A 19,098-nucleotide genomic window follows, 5' to 3' on the forward strand; every position below is an offset into this window, starting at 1 on the left:
CGGATCAGGACGTGGCCGCTTGATCAGTCGCGCTTCCGTTTGACTGCGATCCCGGCAAATTCGTCGATCCGAGCAGACAGATCCTCCAGATTCTCCTTCAATTGCACGAAACCGAAGGCGAGACCAAAAATTCGGGCGACCTGTTCGTCGGCAAGATCACGGGTTGCGCCGACCCGGCGCGCTTCTGCCACCGCTGCGCCATGCGCTGAGAGCGCCTGTTCCACCGCGGTCATTGGCGGTGCCCCGTGCCGATCGGCCAGTGCCTCGGCGCCGCTTCGCAGATAGGCGGCAATCGCTTCTACCGCGAGTTCGGCCGTTTGTGTCAGCGCCGCAACCGGCGGCGCGGAGTGCGGCGTCTCCACGGTGCGACCGATCATCGTCAGATCATGGCGAATTCGCCTGAGCGTCCGGCAGAGCGGTTGCGGGTCGGGCGCGTGGACCAGATAGCTCGCACGTTCTCGCACGGCCTCTTCCGCGACATCTTCGGCGCGCGTTATGGCTTGACGAATGTCGTGGTGAAGCTCGGTTATCGCCTTGGCATCTCCGCGGCCGGCTATCGCGTGCGCCAGTTGTTCGATCAGGTCCGCCAGTAGGCCGAGCGCATCGCCTGCCGCTCTGGCGAGTGTCTCGTGCGCGCGAACCGGAAAAACAAGCAGCGTCACCGCCAGGGCGACAAGGCTGCCGATACCGACCTCCAGGATCCGATCGAGTCCGACCAACCATGGCGTCCTGTCCGGTAGCATGGGCGTCAGCAGCAAAATCACGCCTGTGACGGGTGCAACCCGATAGGCCGGCTTGAACGCGGCGACGACAGCCAGTGGAACCAACGTGATGGCCAATGCCAGCCCCGTGCTCAGCGCGGTGCTGCGCGGAACCGCAATGAGGACGCATATTCCCCAGAACGCGCCGCCAATCGAACCGGCGAACCGGTCGAGCGTCGCCTTGAGCGAGGCGCCGACGCTCGCCTGCATGACGATGACGGCTGTCAGGACCGCCCAGAGACTCTTGAGCGCCAGAACGTGACAAAGAATGAAAGTCAGCACACCGGCCACGACGATGCGGGTGGCGAGCCCAAGCGACACCGAATTGTTCCGATTCCAGCGTGTCGGAGGAAAGTCGTGCATCGTCTAGTCGCATTCCATCATGCCAACCGTCGGTTGGGAACGCCATGTGATGCCACGCCTGCGGCACGAACACGATCAAAACCGGGACGAATGCCACTGCTGACTCTGGTCCGTCAGACTCGGACGAGCGACAGGCTAACGTTACGCGTCCCACGCGTTCCTTGAAGGATCAGGCCGCCCCTCAATGATCTGGCCCCGGCGGGGTTCGGGGAGATCGTCGGGAAGCGCCGAATAATGTATGTGGATGCCGCCTCGATCTCGAACTGACCGAACCGATCCGAGAGACTGTCGCCTATGTCGGTGCAGGCTGTAGATAGTGCGCCATGATTTGGGGGAAGGCATGGTGATGCGCGCGCGTTTTTCTTCGACCGGCTTGGCCGTCACTGACCAGGGTCTGGTGTGCTCTGTGCTGTATTTTCTCGACTCCGTGTTGCGCGGGGTCGGCCAGGTGATGTTGCAGAACAACAGCTATGCCGGGCTGCTCTTTCTGGCGGGAGTTTTCTACAATGCGCCGCTTTTCGGGCTGGCGGCCCTGATCGGGACCGCCGTCAGCACCGCCACCGCCCTGCTCCTGCGTGTAGAGCGCGCCTTTGTAAGGGACGGGCTGTTCGGCTTCAACGGCGCGCTCGTCGCCATCGCCTTACTTTACTTCCTTCAGCCGAATGCCCTGACCTGGGCCTGCGTCGTCTTCGCCGCCGCATGTTCGACGATCGTCATGGCCGCCATGCTGACGTTGCTCGGCGTCTGGCGGATGCCCGCGCTGACGGCGCCCTTCGTCTTCATATCCTGGGGCACCTTCCTGGCCACCGCGCGCTTCGGCCGGCTTGAGTCGACCCACCTTTTGCCAACTGCCGGCCTTCCAAAGGCGGTAGCGGTCGAGGGCGTGGTGACGGCATCGACGGTAGCCGAGGGGCTCTTCAACGGGATCGCCCAGGTCTTCTTTCAGGGGAACGTCGTCACCGGCATGCTCTTCGCGATCGGGCTCGTCTTGAGTTCGAGAGCGGCTTTCGTCACGGCGTTGGCCGGATCCCTGGTTGGCCTATGCGTCGCGTGGGGCATGGGCGCGGCTGAACCGGCGATCCGATCGGGCGCATTCGGCTTCAACAGCGTACTCGTTGCGATCGCGCTTGGTGGGACGTTTTTCGTGCGCGACCGGGTATCGATCGCCTATTCGCTGTTCGCGACGATCACCGCGGCCGTCGTCTTCGCGGCGCTGTCGGCGGCGCTGGAGCCGCTCGGCCTGCCGGCACTCACCTTTCCGTTCGTGCTCGTCACCTGGCTCTTCCTGCTCGCAAGCCCTGTCTTTCCGGGACTTCGGCTGGTGACGGCCGAGAATGAACAGGCTTCCAATGAGAAGGCGGCCTTCTGGCGGCTTTGACGGGCCCTCTTCCCCGGAGAGCGAACTCGTCCCGATCGTTCAACCCTGGTCGACGCTGTGGCGACGGGGCAGGCTCAGTTCGAAGGTCGCGCCGACATCCACATCACTGTCGATGCGTACTGCGCCGCCATGTGCTGTCATGATCGCCTCGACAACGCTGAGACCGAGGCCGCTGCCCCCGCTGCTGCGCGAGCGCGATTCCTCGCCGCGCTCGAACAAGGTGAAGGCGCGGCTGACGAATTCAGGAGAGATGCCCGGGCCTTCGTCCTTCACCCGCAAGATGCCAGTGTCGCGCGTTGAGCGGACCTGGACAACCACGCGGCCCTTGCCCGCATAGCGGCGGGCATTGTCGAGCAGCGCGATCAACGCCTGGCGAACGCGTTGGGCGTCGGCCGGAACCATGCAGCTGCTGGCGTCGAGTTCGAGCATCATGCCGACCCCGGTGAAATCCGGCCGCATCACCTCAACCACCGAAGCCGCTTCCCTCCCCAGGTCGACCGGGGCGATAGAAAGCTCAAGCCGGTTCGAGGCCGCGAGACTGATGGTGCGCAGATCGTCGGCAGTGCGCGCCAGCCCCTCGACCTGGGCGATCAGCGCCCGAAACGCGGCCTCATTCGGCGCGAAGACACCGTCGATAAAGCCCTGGAGCCGACCCTTGACGATGGTGAGCGGGGTGCGCAGCTCATGCGCGATGGCGAGGTTCAGGGTTCGGGCCTCGTTGATGCCCTGATCGATGCGCCGCGCCATCTCGTTGAAATCATGGACGAGCTGCGCGGTCTCCTCGAAGGCGCAATCGTCCGGAAGCTCTTCGAGCACGAATTTGCTCTGTTCCGTCACCCGCCGCGCTGCGCCCGCCACGGCCTCCACCGGCCGGGCGATCCGTCGCGCCAGCCGGTCGCCGGCATAGGCCGCGCCGCCCAGTCCGATGAGGCCGAAGACGATCATCGCCGCGCCTTCGCCGATCGACATGCGCCAGTCGCGGTGGGTGGACAGGACGTCGGGAAAGATCTGCGCCATTACGATCTGGAACAGGATCAACCCGCCGATCATCACGATCAGCGCCAGTGCCGTGACGCGGACCATGGCCAATGCGATCCGCCGGCGCAGGCCGGGCAGCGGTGTCATGCGAGCGGCGCCAACCGGTAGCCCACGCCCCGGACATTTTCGAGGAAGGCGGAAGCGCCGGCGGCATCCAGCTTGCGGCGCAGATTGCTGATGTGACTGTCGATCGTGCGTTCTAGCGCGTCGCTGTCGGGCATGCAGGCATCGAGTAGCTCGGCGCGGCCGAACGCGCGCTGCGGCGCTCGGGCCATATGGGCGAGGATGCGAAATTCGGTGAGGGTGAGATCGAGGATGCGCGCGGTCCCGTCGTGCCCTTCGACGCGCGCGACATGGGAGCCGGAATCGACGGTGACCGCACCGACATGGAGGAGGCGTTCGGCTCCGGCGGCCTGCGTGCGGCGCAATACCGCGCGCACGCGCGCCACCACTTCCTGCGGATTGAACGGCTTGACCACATAGTCGTCGGTGCCGAGGCGCAGGGCGAGCAGCTTGTCGATATCCTCCTCGAGCGCCGTCACCATGATCACGGGGGTATCGCCCCGACGCCGCAATTCGGTCAGCACCTCATAGCCGTCGAGAAGCGGCATCTTGATGTCGAGCAGGACGAGATCGGGTCGCAGCGCGAGGTGGAGATCGAGCACCACGCGGCCATTCTCGGCGCGAACGGTCCGAAAGCCGTCCCGCACCAGATAGGCGTCAAGGATCTCCGCGATCTCCGCTTCATCCTCCGCGATGAGTATCAAGGGTTCCATAGATGTTCCTGAGGGGGTAGATTATGTCTCGTGTCGGGGAAGTCCAACCACAAGTCCGCACCTTGGCCAAACCTGCACACTAACTCCACAGATTGTCCATTAAACCGCTATTGAGGCGCTGGCTCGCCCCATGAAAAGGAAGTGTCGCTGTGCGTCTCAGTCGGTTCACCGTGTTTGCCTTGTGCATTGCCGCCGCCATCGTCCTGGTGGCTGCTCTCGCCTGGCGACCGCATCTTTGGCCGTTGGCGCTGGTCGCGATGGCGCTGGTGGGACTGGGGTTGTTCGATCTCACGCAGACGCGCCATTCGGTGCGCCGCAATTATCCGGTGATTGGCAATTTCCGCTGGCTGATCGAGTGGATTCGGCCGGAAATCCGCCAATACCTCATCGAGGGGGATGAGGATGAGGCACCTTTCTCACGCAGCCAGCGGTCGCTGGTCTATGCCCGCGCCAAGGGCGAAAGCAGCGAACGTCCCTTCGGGACGCAACTCGACGTCTATCGCGACGGTTATGAATTCATCGCCCCTTCGATCCGTCCTGTGCCGGTGGCTGACCCCGCGAGCTTCCGGGTCACCATCGGCGGCGACCAGTGCGCGCAGCCCTATTCGGCATCGCTCTTCAACATCTCGGCGATGAGTTTCGGGTCGCTCAGCGCCAATGCGATCCGTGCCCTCAATCGCGGCGCGCAGCTGGGCAACTTCTATCAGGACAGCGGCGAAGGCGGGATCAGCGCTTATCATCGCGAACATGGTGGCGATCTCGTCTGGGAGATCGGCAGCGGCTATTTCGGTTGCCGCACGGCGGACGGCGCGTTCGATCCTGAACGCTTTGCGGCGCTTGCCACGATGCCGCAGGTCCGGATGATCGAGATCAAACTGAGCCAGGGCGCCAAGCCCGGTCATGGCGGTATCCTGCCCGGTGCGAAGGTGACGCCCGAGATTGCCGCCGTGCGCGGGGTTCCCGTAGGGCAGGATTGCGTCTCGCCCTCCGGCCACAGCGCCTTCACCACCCCGATCGAGATGATGCAGTTCATTGCCCGGCTGCGCGACCTGTCGGGCGGCAAGCCGGTCGGCTTCAAGCTGTGCATCGGCCATCCCTGGGAGTTCATGGCGATCGTCAAAGCGATGATCGCGACCGGCATTCGTCCCGATTTCATCGTCGTCGACGGTGCGGAGGGGGGCACCGGCGCAGCGCCGCTGGAGTTCACCAATCACCTTGGCGTTCCCATGCGCGAGGGGATGCTGTTCGTGCACAACACGCTGGTCGGCGCGGGACTGCGCCAGCATATCCGCATCGGCGCGGCGGGCAAGGTCGTCAGCGCGTTCGACATCGCGAGCCTGCTGGCGATCGGCGCCGACTGGACCAATGCGGCGCGGGGCTTCATGTTCGCGATCGGCTGCATCCAGTCGCTCAGTTGCAACACCAATCGTTGCCCGGCCGGGGTAGCGACGCAGGATCCGTTGCGGCAACGCGCGCTCGTTGTGCCCGACAAGGCCGAGCGGGTTCATCGCTTTCACCACAATACGATGCATGCCCTGGCCGAGATGCTTGCCGCCGCCGGCATCGAGCGCCCTGGCGATCTGGCGCCGCACCACCTCGCGCGCCGGGTCAGCGAAACGGAGATCAGGCTATTTTCCCAGATGCACGTGTTCCTCGAGACGGGCGAGTTGCTGGCCGGCGCGCACGATCGGGATTTCTACGGCTTCGCCTGGGAAATGGCCGATGCGGCCAGCTTCCAGCCCCGGGTGACGCCCCGATCAGCCGGTGGCACGGCCGCTCCATACCGTATCGACCGTCTCTCCACATAGTCTCCATCATCGCGACCTAAGTCCTTTTCAACGCACCAGACGGTGTCAGGAAAAGGAGCTAGAAACATGAAGTCGTCCCTTCGTACCCTCGCCGGCGCAATGGTAGCGGCGGGGCTTGTCGCGGCCGTCCCGGCGCACGCCGAGCCGTTCAATGGCCCCTTTGTCGGCGTGCAGGCCGGCTGGAACCAGAATGATATCGGCGCGCTCGACGGCGACCTCGGTGTCGTCGGGGTGGATCGCAAGAAGGACTCCGTCGTCGGCGGGATCTTCGCCGGTTATGACCACAAGATCGGTGCCAGTTTCGTGATTGGCGCCGAAGCCGGCTTCAACATGGGCATCGATGACAAGATGACCCGGCGGGGTGCGGTCGATACCATCGTGAACCCGCTCCATGCCTTCGACGTCAGCGCACGGGCCGGCTATCTGGTGAACGACAAGTCGCTGATCTACGTGCGCGGCGGCTATGACAATATGCGGGCGCGGACCACGGTGATCGGACCCAACGCGACGCTCTCGAGCAAGGACAGCTATGATGGCTGGATGGTCGGCGGCGGTTTCGAGCGGGCGCTGGGCGAGAAGGTCTCGACCCGTCTCGAATATCGCTACAGTGACCTTGGCAGCGATGCGGGCAAGTTCGATCGGCACCAGGTGCTGCTAGGCGTTGCCTATCGGTTCTGAGGGTAACAGTTCTGAAAATGGCGGGGCGGAACAGCTGGACGCTGGGCCGCCCTAACACCGTTGACGACCAGTCGGCGGGGGACCGGTTTGTCTTGTCCGAGTCCGCACCCAATTTTCCGCCCCGGCAGCCAGAAGGGCAAAATGTGGGCGGTGGCCATGGGTATTGGTATCAACCACCAACCTTCTCCCACCATCGTCCGCCTCGATCGAAGATCCAGGGCGCTTATCATCCAGAATTGGGAGCGAAGCAGCTCCTGGCATATGCCATCGCTGCCCTCGTTAGTCGGAACCGCTTTTCTGCTTCCGATTCGTTCCGCGCATCTGCTTGCTAGATCAGACCATGGGCTCCCGCCATTGCGCCGATGATGGTGATCAGGGACACCAGAAGAAGGAGCAGGTGCATGCGTTCCATGCGGGCGAAGTCGCGATCCGGAGACCGCGACCGTTCCATCCGCCTATGCAGAAACAGAGGTTCGATGAGGTAAAGCATCGCGGCAAACACGGCCCAGACCGCCACCATAGCGTGCATCCACCAGAAGCGCGGATCGGCGAACCGATACCACAGATCGGCGCGGTGGATCATCCAGAGCCCGGACAACCCGGCAAGCCCGATCCATATCCGGGCTTGCCAGGCGAACCCCGCCTCGAACCGATGAAAGGCGATCAACCGCTCCTCTGGCGGGTTGTGTCGGCGGACCGCCGGCATGAGCACGGTGGTGACGAATGCGACGCCCCCGATCCAGGGCACAATAGCAACGATGTGAAGCACGCGCGCCAGTGTGAAATCGTCCATCGCCACCTCCGTCCGGATGCCGATCGCCTCGAACCTACGCTGCGAGCAACTCGTCGGCCGGTCCAAAGAACTCGTAATGGATCCGGTCGCTGGCAACCCCGCTCAGCGACAGCGCGGCGACCAGTGCCCTGAGAAACGGCCGCGGACCGCAGAGAAAAAAGTCCGCGTCATCGACCGGAGTGTTGGCTGTGAGCCAGTCGGCGTCGATCAGACCGGCGACGTCATAGTCGCGGCCCGCAGCGTCGTCGGCGCGCGGCGCCTGGTAGAAGATCGTCGTGCGGCCGTTGTGGTGCTTTGCTGTCAGCGTCCGAACATGTGCGCCCATGGCGTGCGTCGAACCGTCGAGCGTGCCGTGGGCGAAATGTACCGGGAGTTCGGCATGATTGGCGACGATCTCCTCGAGCATGGACACCATCGGCGTCAGACCTACGCCGCCCGAAAGCAGCACGACCGGTCGCTCCGGCCGATCGGACAGGAAGAACTCACCGGCGGGCGGTCCCACCTTGAGAACCGTGCCCGGCTTTGCCTCGGCATGAAGCCAGCCGGATGCCAGGCCCTGTTCCTCACGCTTGACCGAGATCCGGTATGTCTGGCCATTGGGAGCATCAGAGATCGAATAGTTGCGCTTCACCGGCGGATGGCCAGGAATCTCGAGCCAGAAGGTGAGATACTGGCCCGGCTTGTGGCGGATGACGGGTCCGCCGTCCTTGGGGCGCAGCGTGAACGAGGTGATGATCTCGCTTTCTCGCCGGACGTCTTCGACGACGAAATCGCGCCATCCGCTCCAGCCACCATCGGCGGAGGCCAGATCGCGGTAGATATGACCCTCGCGGGCGATCAGGATGTTCGCCAGGAACCAATAGGCTTCGCCCCACGCAGCAAGGATTTCCTCCGTTGCGGCATCGCCCAGAACCGCCTTGATCGCACCGAGCAGGGCATCGGCGACATGCGGGTAATGCTCGGGCAGGATCTGCAGGCCGACATGCTTCTGTGCGATCCGCTCGACCGCGGGCGCAAGTGCGCCGAGGTTGTCGATATTGCTGGCATAGGCCAGGATCGCGCCGGTCAGCGCGCGCGGTTGAGAGCCGCTGTCGCCATGATGGGACTGGTTGAAGAGATCGCGGATCTCCTCGTTTTGGAACATGCGCGAATACATCTCGTGCACAATCTCGAGTCCGTGTGCCTCAAGTGCGGGCACGGTAGCTTTGACCAGCGTGATGGTCTGGCCGCTCAAGGTCTGCGACATCAAATTCTCCTGATTGAATGTGTGAGGTTTTCCGGGTGAAAGTCTCAGAACGTGGGAGGTTCGTTGTAGAAATCGACTTGCATGCGCATCGGCCCGATCGTCGTCACGAAGTGCGTCTGCTGCGGTGCGACCAGGCCCGGATTGCCGGGCGTCAGTTCCTTCTCCGCGTGCGGCTGCACGTAGGTCAGGTTGAGGACGCCTTCGAGGACCTTGATCACGCCCCAGACACCTTCCTTGGTCTGGTGGTTACTTCGCAGAGCCTGCGGCAGCGTATTTTCGTCGAAGATCGGCGTCGAGCGATAGGGCTCAGCCATGTCTATTCCTCATTCTTGTCTTAATCCCCAATTGCCCGATCGCGGCCATCTACGCGGCCGCTTTCCCCGTCGGCAGCTTGAAGAAGAGGGCGAGTTGGAGACTTTCCGCGATGCGTGCTGCCTTCTCCTGCAGGGCTTCTGCCGCTTTGGTCGGCATCATCTCCTCGGTCGTTACCTTCCAGAGCCCGAGCCAGCGTTCGAAGAGAGCCGGTGTGATCCGGGCCGCGTGCTTGCGATGCGCCGGCACCGGTTGCCCCTTGTATCGACCGCTTGTCAGCATGACCGACGACCAGAAGGCTGCCAGCTTTTCGAGGTGCTCTGGCCAGTCGGCGATGGCGTCGTTGAAGATCGGGCCCAGCTCTGCATCGGTTCGAACGCGGGCATAGAAGCGCTCGACCAGCGTCTCCAACCGTTCCTCGTCGATCCCATCGATCGCGTTCACGACTCACACTCCAATCATATATCTACAATGCATCTATAGCTCCGGGAAAAATATGCAAGGAAAATACTTCTTAGATAATGCACGTCTCAACGCACATGCGTGAGCCGCACCGAGGCAGGCCCCGGGAGAGGTTCGGCAGCGAGTTGCGATCATTCGTCATCCACTGTCGCGCGCTGACATACGATGCCGTCACGCGCATCCGCTTGATCGGCGGCGGCTGACCGATACGTATTCATCCCAATACTCATCCTGGGGCCCATCAGGGCAGAGTGGCGATACTTTCGTGGGTAAGAGCCCTCACAGGAATGCGACCGATGGTCGCGTCCCCGTGCGGGGTTCGTTTTGCGCGTATGATCATGAGAAGGATCCAACGATGACATTTCCATTCGAGCACGCCGTGGCCATCGCCGGCGCCAATCGCCAACTCGCGGCGAAATGTTTCGAAATCGCCCGCACGACGGGGGCGCGGCAGGTCGCGATCGGAACTCAAGCGCTGGGCAGCTTCTTTGAGCCCGGGAAGTTTCCCGAAGTCGTTCAAGAGGCCGCGCAGAATCGGCAGGTCTTCATCGACGACACAAAGGCGGCTTTCGAGGAATGGCGCGAAAATGCCGGAGACCTCTTCTCGCCGGGACGCGACACTTTGCAATTGGTCGCCGTTTTCGAACCGTTGCGCGCCTTCTTCCTGGCGCCGCTCGAGACTGTCGCCAACTCGTTCGCTACCGCCGCTCGGGTGCCGGCGGCGGACACGGCAGGGAGCAAGACCTGAGCAGAACGATGTGAGATCGTCTCTGAAGCTCAGGTCATCCGCGCGCGATAGCGCGGATGGACCACTCTGCTATCTTCCAAGCCGACCCTTCGCACGCAGAACGACAGTGCATCACAAGAGCTCCGACCGCCGCGGTCGTTCTCCTCCCCGACCTCTTGCCGTCGGCAGGACTGCGACGCGAGGGCGCCTTTGCCACGCCAGGCAGCCAGGATCGACAGGCTCGATCTCCATCCGCCGTCGAGGATCATGGCTTGGAGCCAGATGTGGACATCGTCCGCCATCCCGTCTGCCATGGCTTCGTGCCGACCATGGTTCCGGTCGATGCCGCCGGGCTGCCCGCGCTGATGTACCGGCAAGACCGCGCGCAAACGCGGTGCCGCGGTGCCTTCGCTCGGCGACGTCACCCGAAACCAGCTTGGCGCGGCCTGGCGGGTTTCCTCGCTTTCTGATCCGCACACAGGGCCCGAAGAATGCGATGCAGGATGACCAGGGAGGCCTTCATGGCTGGTGATTGGGGATGAGGTAAGCGTAATCCTTGGAGCAAAATGGGCTTACATGGGAGACGGCAGCATTTCACATCTGGATATCTGATCGGGTGAGATTCGGGTGGGAGAGCTGAGATCCAGTGCCCGCTGCCTGTTCGAGCTAGTCCCGTTCAAGATTTTGAGAAAAGGTCGACCGACGAAAGACCGTAACATCGCGACTTTAATGCGCCGAAACCGGCCCAGCAAGGAGAGGACACCATGACCAAGACCCCGACCGGCTCGACCATGACCACGGGAGCGCCCGCGCCGAGCGATCGCAATTCGCTGACGATCGGGCCGGACGGTCCGATCCTATTGCACGACGTGCATTTTCTGGAGCAGATGGCGCATTTCAACCGCGAGAAGGTGATCGAGCGGCAGCCCCACGCCAAGGGCTCGGGCGCCTTCGGTGTGCTCGAAGTGACCGAGGACGTATCGGCCTATACGAAGGCCGCGCTGTTCCAGAAGGGCGCGACGACCGACATGCTGGCGCGCTTCTCCACCGTCGCGGGCGAAATGGGCAGTCCCGACACCTGGCGCGACGTGCGCGGCTTCTCCCTCAAATTCTACACCAGCGAAGGCAATTACGACCTCGTTGGCAACAACACGCCGGTCTTTTTCGTGCGCGATCCGATGAAATTCCCGCACTTCATCCGCAGCCAGAAGCGGCTCCCCGATTCCGGCCTGCGCGACAATCACATGCAATGGGATTTCTGGACCAACAATCCCGAAACCGCGCACCAGGTGACCTATCTGATGGGCGAACGCGGACTGCCCCGGACGTGGCGCAACATGAACGGCTATGGTTCGCATACCTATATGTGGGTGAACGCCAAGGGCGAGAAATTCTGGGTCAAATATCACTTCCACACGCGGCAGGGCATGGCGTTCTTTTCGAACGAAGAGGCCTCGACCATGTCGGGCGCGGACGCGGATTTCCACCGCCGCGACCTGTTCGAGGCGATCGCGCGCGGCGAGCATCCGGTGTGGGATCTCTCGGTGCAGGTCATGCCCTATGAGGAGGCGAAGACCTACCGCATCAATCCGTTCGACCTGACCAAGACCTGGTCGCACAAGGATTATCCGCTGATCCGGGTCGGCACCATGACGCTGAACCGAAATCCGGAGAACTTCTTCGCGCAGATCGAGCAGGCCGCGTTCTCGCCGGGCAACACCGTGCCGGGCATCGGCTTGTCGCCCGACAAGATGCTGCTCGGCCGCGCCTTCGCTTATAACGACGCGCAAAGGAATCGCATCGGCGCGAACTTCCACCAGTTGCCGGTCAACCAGCCCAAGGTGCCGGTGAACACCTATATGATCGATGGGCCGATGAACTACCATCACACTGGCGCGGCCCCGGTCTATGTGCCGAACAGCGGCGGGCGGCCTTTTGCCGATGAGGAAGGCCCGGTGAACGATGGCTGGGAAGCCGATGGCACGATGGTGCGCCAGGCCTATACGCTGCGCGCGGACGATGACGACTTCTCCCAGCCCGGCACGCTCGTGCGCGAGGTGTTCAATGACGATCAGCGCGCCAGGCTGGTCGATCAGGTCGCCGGCAGCCTGCTGGGCGGCGTGCGAGAACCGGTGCTGAGCCGCGCCTTCGCTTACTGGAAGAGCGTCGATGCCAATGTCGGCCAGCGGATCGAGGCGAAGGTGAAAGCTGGCGCTTCGCCTCAACCGGCCGAAGGCATGGGTGAAGGCTGACAGCCGGCAGACGTCTGCGGTGTTTCCTGAGCGGAAGGCCGCAGACGCCGTCTTCCCATATTCACGAACGGAAGGGTTATCCCATGAAGCACTATAAGGTCGGCTATCTGATTGGCAGCCTCGCCAAAGAGTCCATCAACCGCAAGCTGGCCGGAGCGCTCATCAAGCTGGCGCCAGAGAATCTCGATTTCACCGAGATCTCGTTCGCTGAACTCCCGCTCTACAGCTATGATTATGACGCCGATTATCCGCCGGTCGCACGGGCATTCAAGGATGCGATCAAGGCCGTTGACGCGCTGCTGTTCGTTACTCCCGAATATAATCGGTCGATCCCCGGTGGCTTGAAGAACGCCATCGACTGGGCGAGCCGCCCCTATGGCACCAACAGTTTCACGCACAAGCCATCGGCCGTGATCGGCACTTCGCCGGGTGCGATCGGCACGGCCGTTGCCCAGCAGAGCCTCAGGAGCGTGCTGGGATTCTGCAACTCGCCGCAGATGAACGCGCCCGAGGCCTATATCCAGTTCACGCCCGGCCTGATCGACGAACAAGGCGGTGTGACGGTCGAATCCACCGAGGGCTTCCTGCGCAACTACATGTCGGAATTCCACGACCATATCGCGCGCGTGCTCTCGGTGCTGCCGAACGACGCCTGAGGCTGGAGCGCGTCCATGAACAAGCCTCTGGAACGGCTTCTGGCCGGTCTGCCCGATCTTCTGCCGACGCTGGAATCTGCCTACAAGGACGTGCACGCCCATCCCGAACTGTCGATGCAGGAAAACCGCACCGCCGGGATCGCGGCAAAGCATCTGACCGACCATGGCTATGAGGTGACGACGGGCGTCGGCAGGACCGGTGTCATCGGCATCTTGCGCAATGGCGAAGGGCCGACCGTCATGATGCGCGCCGACATGGATGCTCTCCCCATCCGGGAGGATAGCGGGCTCGATTATGCCAGCACGGCGATTGCCACCGATGCCTCGGACCAGTCGGTGCCTGTTGCGCATGCCTGCGGTCATGACATGCATGTCGCCTGGCTGATGGGGGCAAGCGCTCTATTTGCTCACCAGCGCGATGTTTGGAAGGGCACGCTGATCGCTGTTCCAGCCTGGTGAGGAGACGGCGCAGGGCGCGATGGCGATGATCAATGACGGGTTGCTCACCCGTTTTCCCAAACGCGATGTGGTGTTCGGCCAACATGTCATGGTTGGTTCTGCCGGCACGGTCGCAGGCAGCGCGGGGCCGATCACCTCGGCGGCGGACAGTTTGGAGATCCGCCTGTTCGAGCGGGGCGCGCATGGCTCGATGCCGCAGGCCAGTATTGATCCTGTGGTGATGGCCGCAGCAACGGTGCTGCGCCTGCAGACCATGGTGTCGCGCGAGGTCGCCGCGACCGAGTCCGCAGTTGTCACGGTCGGTGTTCTGCAGGCGGGCACTAAGGAGAATGTCATCCCGGACGAGGCGCTCATCAACCTCAACGTGCGCACCTTCGACGCTGATGTGCGCAGGCGCGTGCTTGCGGCGATCGAGCGGATCGTCAACGCTGAGGCGCAAGCCGCTGGCGCGCCGCGTCCGCCCGAGATCACGCCACTCGACAATTATCCGCTCAACGTCAACGACAAGGATGCGAGTGACCGCGTCGCAGCAGCCTTCCGTGCGCATTTCTCAGCCGATCGTGTCCATCATACCGGCCCGGCGCCGGCGAGCGAGGATTTCGGCTGCTTCGGCACCGCTTGGGATGCGCCATCGGTATTCTGGTTCGTGGGCGGCACCGATCCCGCGCTTTACGCCAAGGCCAAGGCGGAGGGACGCGTGAACGACCTCCCCGTCAATCACAGCCCGCATTTCGCGCCGGTGCTGCACCCGACGCTGGAAACCGGTGTCGAGGCGATGGCGGCAGCGGTGATGGCGTGGAATGCGGTGGGATGACGGCGACGGCCTCATGATCGAAGCGCAGATGGCGGCTCGACAACCTCGGGGTGCTGGTTCTGTCCTTTGCTGCCTCCACGTCTGGCGGCATCGCTTCCAACCTCAAATCTGTGCCTTAGGCGCTGACGTCGGACACTCTGCGATCACGGTTTGGTTGTGTCTGCGATCAATAGACCTGTCTGACCCGGTGAAAGCTTGAGCCCTCGCAAGGCGCTGTCCGGCACCTCCGCGATCAGGCGCGGGGGGATCTGTGAGCCTCGTGGCTCGAAATCGCTCACTTTGCGAAGCGCTTCTTCCTTGTCGGAAACCCAACACACAAAAAGCGCCTCATGCGTGGGTAGGCCTCCGCTCATTTCATAGGTAACGCTAACCAGCCAGCCACTCACGGGAACCTCCATGGATAGATTTCCAGAATTCGGTCCCGCACAGCGATGATTCCGGGACTGTATGCATCATGATGAAGTCAGGAAGCTGTTCGGACAAGGATATTTGAAACGTCAGCTCGCCGGGGGCTTATACTTTCCACAAGCCCGGACGGCGCGAGGTCGCCATCCTGTCATGGTGCCACTCTGACGCTGGTCATAGTCTACGCTCCTGACGATGCGGCCGCCGCCAACAGGCGCGCGGTGAGATACATGCCGATGCCGAACACGGAATGGCCGATAACGCTTTTCAGCCGGGTCATATTCGGCCTGGGTGTTCGCGATCCGGCCATGCCGAACCCCAGACCCGGCATCATCACGAAATAGGGCAGGACCAGCAATACGAGGGCGAGGGTCAATGGTTCGACGATGCTCGGGCTGTGGAACCAGCCGGCGCCCCAAAGGGCGAGCAGCAGCAGGCCATAGCCAATGCCGATGCCATAATGAAAGGCCCAGCCCAGCGCATGTTCGCCCGGCACCGGCTTCGCCTGTCCGATCGCGGGCTGGACGAACTCGCCCTTCGGCATATGGCCTATCCAGCGCCCCACCATCCGCCAGTTGGTCGCGGGCACGCCGAAGACACGCTGGAGGATGACAGCATAAAAATCGAGGACGACCGTGCCGCCGATGCCGACCAGCGCGGCGCGGACAAGCATTTCCGTCGAGGTCATCTTACAGCTTCCTTGCCGATGATGGGAGAGCGGCGCAGCCGGGTGACCAGCAACAGCGCGATCACCGCAAGGACGAGCGGCCCGAACGACACCCACAGCACCATGTCCCAGCCATAAGCGGTGAGCAGGCCGCCGGAGGAGAAGGAGCCGACCGCCATCGTCCCGAAGACGATGAAATCGTTCAATGCCTGCACGCGGGTCTTCTCTTCCGGCCGATGGCATTCGAGGACCAGCGCCGACGCGCCGATGAAGCCGAAATTCCAGCCCACGCCGAGCAGGACCAGCGTGGCCCAGAAATGCGCGACATCGATGCCGGCAAGGCCGACCGCCGCCGAGATGCCGATCAGCGCCAAGCCGACCGCGACGACGCGGCCCGCCCCGAAGCGCGTGATCAAATGCCCGGTGAAGAAGCTAGGTGCATACATGGCGATGACGTGCCATTGCAGGCCGAGATTGGAGGTTTCCTGGCTATGGCCGCACATCCGCATCGCGAGCGGGGCCGAGGTCATCAGGAAATTCATCAGCATATAGGACACCGCGCCGCAGGTCGCGGCGACGATGAAGAGCGGTTGCCGGGCAATCACCGACAGCGGACGACCGCCCGCCTTCTCAGCGGTGGTCGGCATCGGCAGTCTAACGCCTGTCAGCACCACCGCCGACAGGACCGCGACCAGCGCCTGCACGAGGAAGGTCGCCGCGAACATATGCGAGGGCCACAGGTCCATGGTGTAGGTGACGAGCTGCGGCCCGATCACGCCGGCCGCAACACCGCCCGCCATGACGATGGAGAGCGCGCGCGGCCGCCATTCCGGCTCTACGCAATCGGCGGCGGCGAAACGGAAGGACAGGACGACGGCGGCATAAGCGCCGCCGAAGAAGGTGGCGAGGCAAAACAGCCAGAACGATCCCAGCACCACCGCCAGCGCCGCGAGCAGGCCGGTCAGCACTCCTCCGGCGGTTCCGGCGAGGAACGCCGCGCGCCGGCCATGACGGCGGGCGATCAGGCCGGTGGGCAGGATACAGGCCGCCATCCCCACAACGAAAACCGAGATGGGCAGCGTCGCCAGGGTTTTGTCGGGCGCAAGGCTGGCGCCGATGATTGCGCCGGTCGCATAGATCACCGTCGAATTGGCGCCCGCGAGCGCCTGTGCCAGCGAAAGCCGAATGATCGTTCCGCGCTGCTCGCGCCGGTCGCCCAGATCCGGCGCGTGCGGGTTCAATGAAGCTGCGTTTGTCGAAGACATGATATGCTTCACGCCGCCAGACCGGACAACCAGCGACTGTCGCGCGGTGAAGGACGGCGATGGAGGCGGCGATCGAGCAAGGCTCGCGCCTTCGTGGCTTCGTCGCTCCGCATCAATGCGACGAGCAATGTGTCCTCGATCACCTCGCGCTGGGCGTTGCTGCCTCCGATGCGCGCCACATCCGCCGCCATCGGTTCAAGGATATGGGCGCATCCGCCATAGTCCTCCCCGGCGAACGCCAGCGCGGCCCGGCCGATGGTGGGCACGATCGCGCCCGCGCCAAGCGCCCCGTTGCCGACCATCTCGTCTAGCGCGGCAATGCGGCGGTCGAGACCTGCGCTATCGCCGGTCGCCGCTTCGAGCAGCGCCATATGCGAATCTACGAAGGCATGGCCGGGCCTCGGGAAAGCCTTCCGCGCAAAGGCGGCCGCATCCTGCCAGAGTCCTTCGGGGACGGCATGACCATAGGCTTGCAGCCGCCAGAGCAATGATGCCGCGTCGCTGATGATGTTGATTGGCGTCCCCTGCGACACAGAATGCCGCACCTTGTCGGCATAGATGGCGAGCGCGCCGTCGGCGTCACCGCGCTCCAGCGCGACCAGCGCCGCATGCCAGGCGATATGGCCGTGCAGGATGCCGCCGCGCGGATAATCGGGCAGCCAATCCGCGATCAACGCTTCGGCCGCGTCGTTCGCACCGCTCTCGAACATCGCATGGGCCAGCGCGTGCGCCGTATTGGCGTTCTCGCGGCGCAGTTCGATCGCACGTTCGAGCATGGCGCGCCCGCGCGCTACCACGCCATTTTCGGCCAGCGACCAACCGTAATAGGTGAGGAACCACCAATCCTCCTCGGGGAAGGCCGCTGCGTGGCGGGCGCACAATTCGACCTTGGCCTGATTGTGATCGGCCATCCCGGAGAAGGCGAACAGCCCGAAAGCGCCGAGTGGCAGTGACAGGATGATCACATCACGTGGCCAGCGTTCGACATGGGCGAGCGCGGATGCCAGCGCCTGTTGCGACTGGCCGCCGAGCGCAAGGCTGAGCACGTCGACATGGCTCGCTTCCCGCTCGGTTCGAACGCGCTTTTTACGAGCGATCGCGACGCGGCTTCGCGCTTCGGCGGTTTCGGAGTGGATTGCGTGCAACCGGGCGCGGGCCGCATGCGCCAGAGCGAACTCGGGATCTGCGTCGCTCGCGACATCCAATACTTCCGCCGCGTCCGGCCACGCCGACAGCATCAAGGCCACGCCCTCGCGATAGAGGGCCGCCGCTTCATCGGAGGTGGTCGAGAGGGGAAGGCCGTAAGTGTCGCGTTGCGCCATTGGCGTCTCTTTTTTCCGTATGTGTCGGGTTGCAGGCAATGCGCCGCCCGGGCGCTGCTACCGACATAGGCGCTTTCCGTCTGGCCGTCTCTCGATTACAAGACAATCTATGTATAATAACAGCCAAACATTGGATTGGGAGCCCGTTGCCGCGCCGCCGGACGCGAAGCCGCCCGCCCCGATGACGATGCGCGCGCAATCGCTTGCCGCCCGCAGCTATTTTCCCGAGCACGCCCATGATTGGGGTCAGCTGGTCTATGCGATTTCGGGGGTGCTCACCGTTGCCATCGCCGGCCGTTCATTTGTGATTTCGCCCGATCAAGCGGTATGGTTGCCCGCCGGTGTGGCGCATCGCGTTGGCTCGCTGGCCGGCGCCCAATTCCGCAGCCTCTGGATCGCGCAGGACGTCAGCGCAGGGCTCCCCGTCGAGCCCATCGTCCATGCCGTTGGGCCGCTTCTCAAGGCGCTGATCGTGGAGATCGTCGATCTGCAATCGGATGGCGACGGCTATACCGGCCGCGTCACGCAATTGATCCTCGATCAACTGCGCCGCGCCGCGCCGATCCCGGCCGCCTTGCCCTGGCCGCGCGGCGAAGCCCTCGCGGAACTCTGCGCTGCCCTTTACGCCGATCCCGCCGATCCTCGCTCGGCCGAGCAATGGGCACGCGCGCTTGGCATGTCGCCGCGGACTCTTGCCCGCCGGTTCGAGACCGAGGTCGGAATATGCCTGCGCTCCTGGCGGCGCCGGATGCGGTTGTTCAAGGCCGTCGAACTGCTCGGCGGCGGGATGGATGTGACTGGCGTGGCCCTGGAACTCGGCTATGGATCGCCCTCGGCATTCATCTATGCCTTCCGCACCGAAATGGGGGCGTCTCCCCAAGCCTATATGAACGGCAAATCGGCCGATTACTGATAG

General features: G+C 63.5%; 21 protein-coding genes. 9 read left to right on the forward strand and 12 right to left on the reverse strand.

Annotated elements, in window-relative coordinates:
• Nucleotides 1-23: 23 nt before the first annotated feature.
• Nucleotides 24-1,124: an FUSC family protein gene (locus PYV00_RS02680; RefSeq protein ID WP_275226702.1), complete on the reverse strand. Its 1,101-nt coding sequence runs from the start codon at nucleotides 1,122-1,124 to the stop codon at nucleotides 24-26.
• A 340-nt stretch (nucleotides 1,125-1,464) separates the two neighbouring features.
• On the opposite strand from PYV00_RS02680, the gene PYV00_RS02685 reads away from it, so the two are divergent.
• Nucleotides 1,465-2,502, forward strand: a complete 1,038-nt coding sequence (locus PYV00_RS02685) for an urea transporter (protein ID WP_275226703.1) — start codon at nucleotides 1,465-1,467, stop codon at nucleotides 2,500-2,502.
• 39 nt (nucleotides 2,503-2,541) lie between these two features.
• Here PYV00_RS02685 and PYV00_RS02690 read toward each other — a convergent pair whose 3' ends face one another.
• Together PYV00_RS02690 and PYV00_RS02695 are read right to left on the reverse strand one after the other, a co-directional pair.
• A complete protein-coding gene (locus tag PYV00_RS02690) occupies nucleotides 2,542-3,627 on the reverse strand; it encodes a sensor histidine kinase (RefSeq protein WP_275226704.1) in 1,086 nt (361 codons plus the stop codon).
• Nucleotides 3,624-4,316: a response regulator gene (locus PYV00_RS02695; RefSeq protein WP_275226705.1), complete on the reverse strand. Its 693-nt coding sequence runs from the start codon at nucleotides 4,314-4,316 to the stop codon at nucleotides 3,624-3,626. Before PYV00_RS02695 ends, PYV00_RS02690 begins: the two co-directional genes overlap by 4 nt.
• A gap of 149 nt (nucleotides 4,317-4,465) precedes the next feature.
• Between PYV00_RS02695 and PYV00_RS02700 the strand changes: the two genes are divergently transcribed.
• Nucleotides 4,466-6,124: an FMN-binding glutamate synthase family protein gene (locus PYV00_RS02700; protein ID WP_275226706.1), complete on the forward strand. Its 1,659-nt coding sequence runs from the start codon at nucleotides 4,466-4,468 to the stop codon at nucleotides 6,122-6,124.
• A gap of 66 nt (nucleotides 6,125-6,190) precedes the next feature.
• Complete coding sequence (locus PYV00_RS02705) at nucleotides 6,191-6,802, forward strand: outer membrane protein (RefSeq protein ID WP_275226707.1); 612 nt, start codon at nucleotides 6,191-6,193, stop codon at nucleotides 6,800-6,802.
• 328 nt (nucleotides 6,803-7,130) lie between these two features.
• On the opposite strand, the gene PYV00_RS02710 is transcribed toward PYV00_RS02705, so the two are convergent.
• Genes PYV00_RS02710 through PYV00_RS02725 form a run of 4 tightly spaced genes read right to left on the reverse strand, consistent with a single transcriptional unit; the run spans nucleotide 7,131 to nucleotide 9,597 of the window.
• On the reverse strand, nucleotides 7,131-7,595 hold the full coding sequence (locus PYV00_RS02710) for a hypothetical protein (RefSeq protein ID WP_275226708.1): 465 nt from the start codon (nucleotides 7,593-7,595) through the stop codon (nucleotides 7,131-7,133).
• Between the two features lie 34 nt (nucleotides 7,596-7,629).
• A complete protein-coding gene (hmpA, locus tag PYV00_RS02715; protein WP_275226751.1) occupies nucleotides 7,630-8,841 on the reverse strand; it encodes an NO-inducible flavohemoprotein in 1,212 nt (403 codons plus the stop codon).
• Nucleotides 8,842-8,885: 44 nt separating this feature from the next.
• Nucleotides 8,886-9,155: a DUF1971 domain-containing protein gene (locus PYV00_RS02720; RefSeq protein ID WP_275226709.1), complete on the reverse strand. Its 270-nt coding sequence runs from the start codon at nucleotides 9,153-9,155 to the stop codon at nucleotides 8,886-8,888.
• A gap of 49 nt (nucleotides 9,156-9,204) precedes the next feature.
• The gene (locus tag PYV00_RS02725; protein ID WP_275226710.1) at nucleotides 9,205-9,597 is read right to left on the reverse strand and encodes a group III truncated hemoglobin; all 393 of its coding nucleotides are present in this window, start codon (nucleotides 9,595-9,597) and stop codon (nucleotides 9,205-9,207) included.
• Nucleotides 9,598-9,970: 373 nt separating this feature from the next.
• Here PYV00_RS02725 and PYV00_RS02730 point away from each other — a divergent pair, with 373 nt between their 5' ends.
• The gene (locus tag PYV00_RS02730) at nucleotides 9,971-10,363 is read left to right on the forward strand and encodes a hypothetical protein (protein WP_275226711.1); all 393 of its coding nucleotides are present in this window, start codon (nucleotides 9,971-9,973) and stop codon (nucleotides 10,361-10,363) included.
• A gap of 29 nt (nucleotides 10,364-10,392) precedes the next feature.
• Here the strand turns inward: PYV00_RS02730 and PYV00_RS02735 are convergent, their stop codons facing one another.
• Nucleotides 10,393-10,644: a hypothetical protein gene (locus PYV00_RS02735; RefSeq protein WP_275226712.1), complete on the reverse strand. Its 252-nt coding sequence runs from the start codon at nucleotides 10,642-10,644 to the stop codon at nucleotides 10,393-10,395.
• 462 nt (nucleotides 10,645-11,106) lie between these two features.
• On the opposite strand from PYV00_RS02735, the gene PYV00_RS02740 reads away from it, so the two are divergent.
• From PYV00_RS02740 to PYV00_RS02755, 4 genes are all read left to right on the forward strand, one after another.
• On the forward strand, nucleotides 11,107-12,594 hold the full coding sequence (locus PYV00_RS02740; RefSeq protein ID WP_275226713.1) for a catalase: 1,488 nt from the start codon (nucleotides 11,107-11,109) through the stop codon (nucleotides 12,592-12,594).
• An 83-nt stretch (nucleotides 12,595-12,677) separates the two neighbouring features.
• Nucleotides 12,678-13,250, forward strand: a complete 573-nt coding sequence (locus tag PYV00_RS02745) for an NADPH-dependent FMN reductase (RefSeq protein ID WP_275226714.1) — start codon at nucleotides 12,678-12,680, stop codon at nucleotides 13,248-13,250.
• Between the two features lie 15 nt (nucleotides 13,251-13,265).
• Nucleotides 13,266-13,709 carry a M20/M25/M40 family metallo-hydrolase gene (locus tag PYV00_RS02750; RefSeq protein WP_275226715.1) on the forward strand — a complete coding sequence of 148 codons (444 nt, stop codon included), beginning with the start codon at nucleotides 13,266-13,268 and terminating at the stop codon, nucleotides 13,707-13,709.
• A gap of 19 nt (nucleotides 13,710-13,728) precedes the next feature.
• Nucleotides 13,729-14,523 carry a peptidase dimerization domain-containing protein gene (locus PYV00_RS02755; RefSeq protein WP_275226716.1) on the forward strand — a complete coding sequence of 265 codons (795 nt, stop codon included), beginning with the start codon at nucleotides 13,729-13,731 and terminating at the stop codon, nucleotides 14,521-14,523.
• Nucleotides 14,524-14,666: 143 nt separating this feature from the next.
• Here the strand turns inward: PYV00_RS02755 and PYV00_RS02760 are convergent, their stop codons facing one another.
• The 4 genes from PYV00_RS02760 to PYV00_RS02775 form a co-directional block, all read right to left on the reverse strand.
• Nucleotides 14,667-14,909 (reverse strand): hypothetical protein, encoded by a 243-nt coding sequence (locus tag PYV00_RS02760; protein WP_275226717.1) that lies wholly within the window; start codon nucleotides 14,907-14,909, stop codon nucleotides 14,667-14,669.
• A 200-nt stretch (nucleotides 14,910-15,109) separates the two neighbouring features.
• On the reverse strand, nucleotides 15,110-15,616 hold the full coding sequence (locus PYV00_RS02765) for a DUF2938 family protein (RefSeq protein WP_275226718.1): 507 nt from the start codon (nucleotides 15,614-15,616) through the stop codon (nucleotides 15,110-15,112).
• Entirely contained in the window at nucleotides 15,613-16,860 is a 1,248-nt protein-coding gene (locus tag PYV00_RS02770; protein ID WP_275226719.1) for an MFS transporter, read from the reverse strand. The genes PYV00_RS02765 and PYV00_RS02770 overlap by 4 nt, the downstream gene beginning before the upstream one ends.
• Nucleotides 16,861-16,868: 8 nt before the next feature.
• Nucleotides 16,869-18,182, reverse strand: a complete 1,314-nt coding sequence (locus tag PYV00_RS02775; RefSeq protein WP_275226720.1) for a tetratricopeptide repeat protein — start codon at nucleotides 18,180-18,182, stop codon at nucleotides 16,869-16,871.
• 109 nt (nucleotides 18,183-18,291) lie between these two features.
• On the opposite strand from PYV00_RS02775, the gene PYV00_RS02780 reads away from it, so the two are divergent.
• Nucleotides 18,292-19,095 (forward strand): AraC family transcriptional regulator, encoded by an 804-nt coding sequence (locus PYV00_RS02780; protein ID WP_275226721.1) that lies wholly within the window; start codon nucleotides 18,292-18,294, stop codon nucleotides 19,093-19,095.
• Nucleotides 19,096-19,098: the final 3 nt, after the last annotated feature.

The sequence above is a fragment of the Novosphingobium album (ex Liu et al. 2023) genome (genome assembly GCF_029076845.1).
GTDB lineage: Bacteria > Pseudomonadota > Alphaproteobacteria > Sphingomonadales > Sphingomonadaceae > Novosphingobium.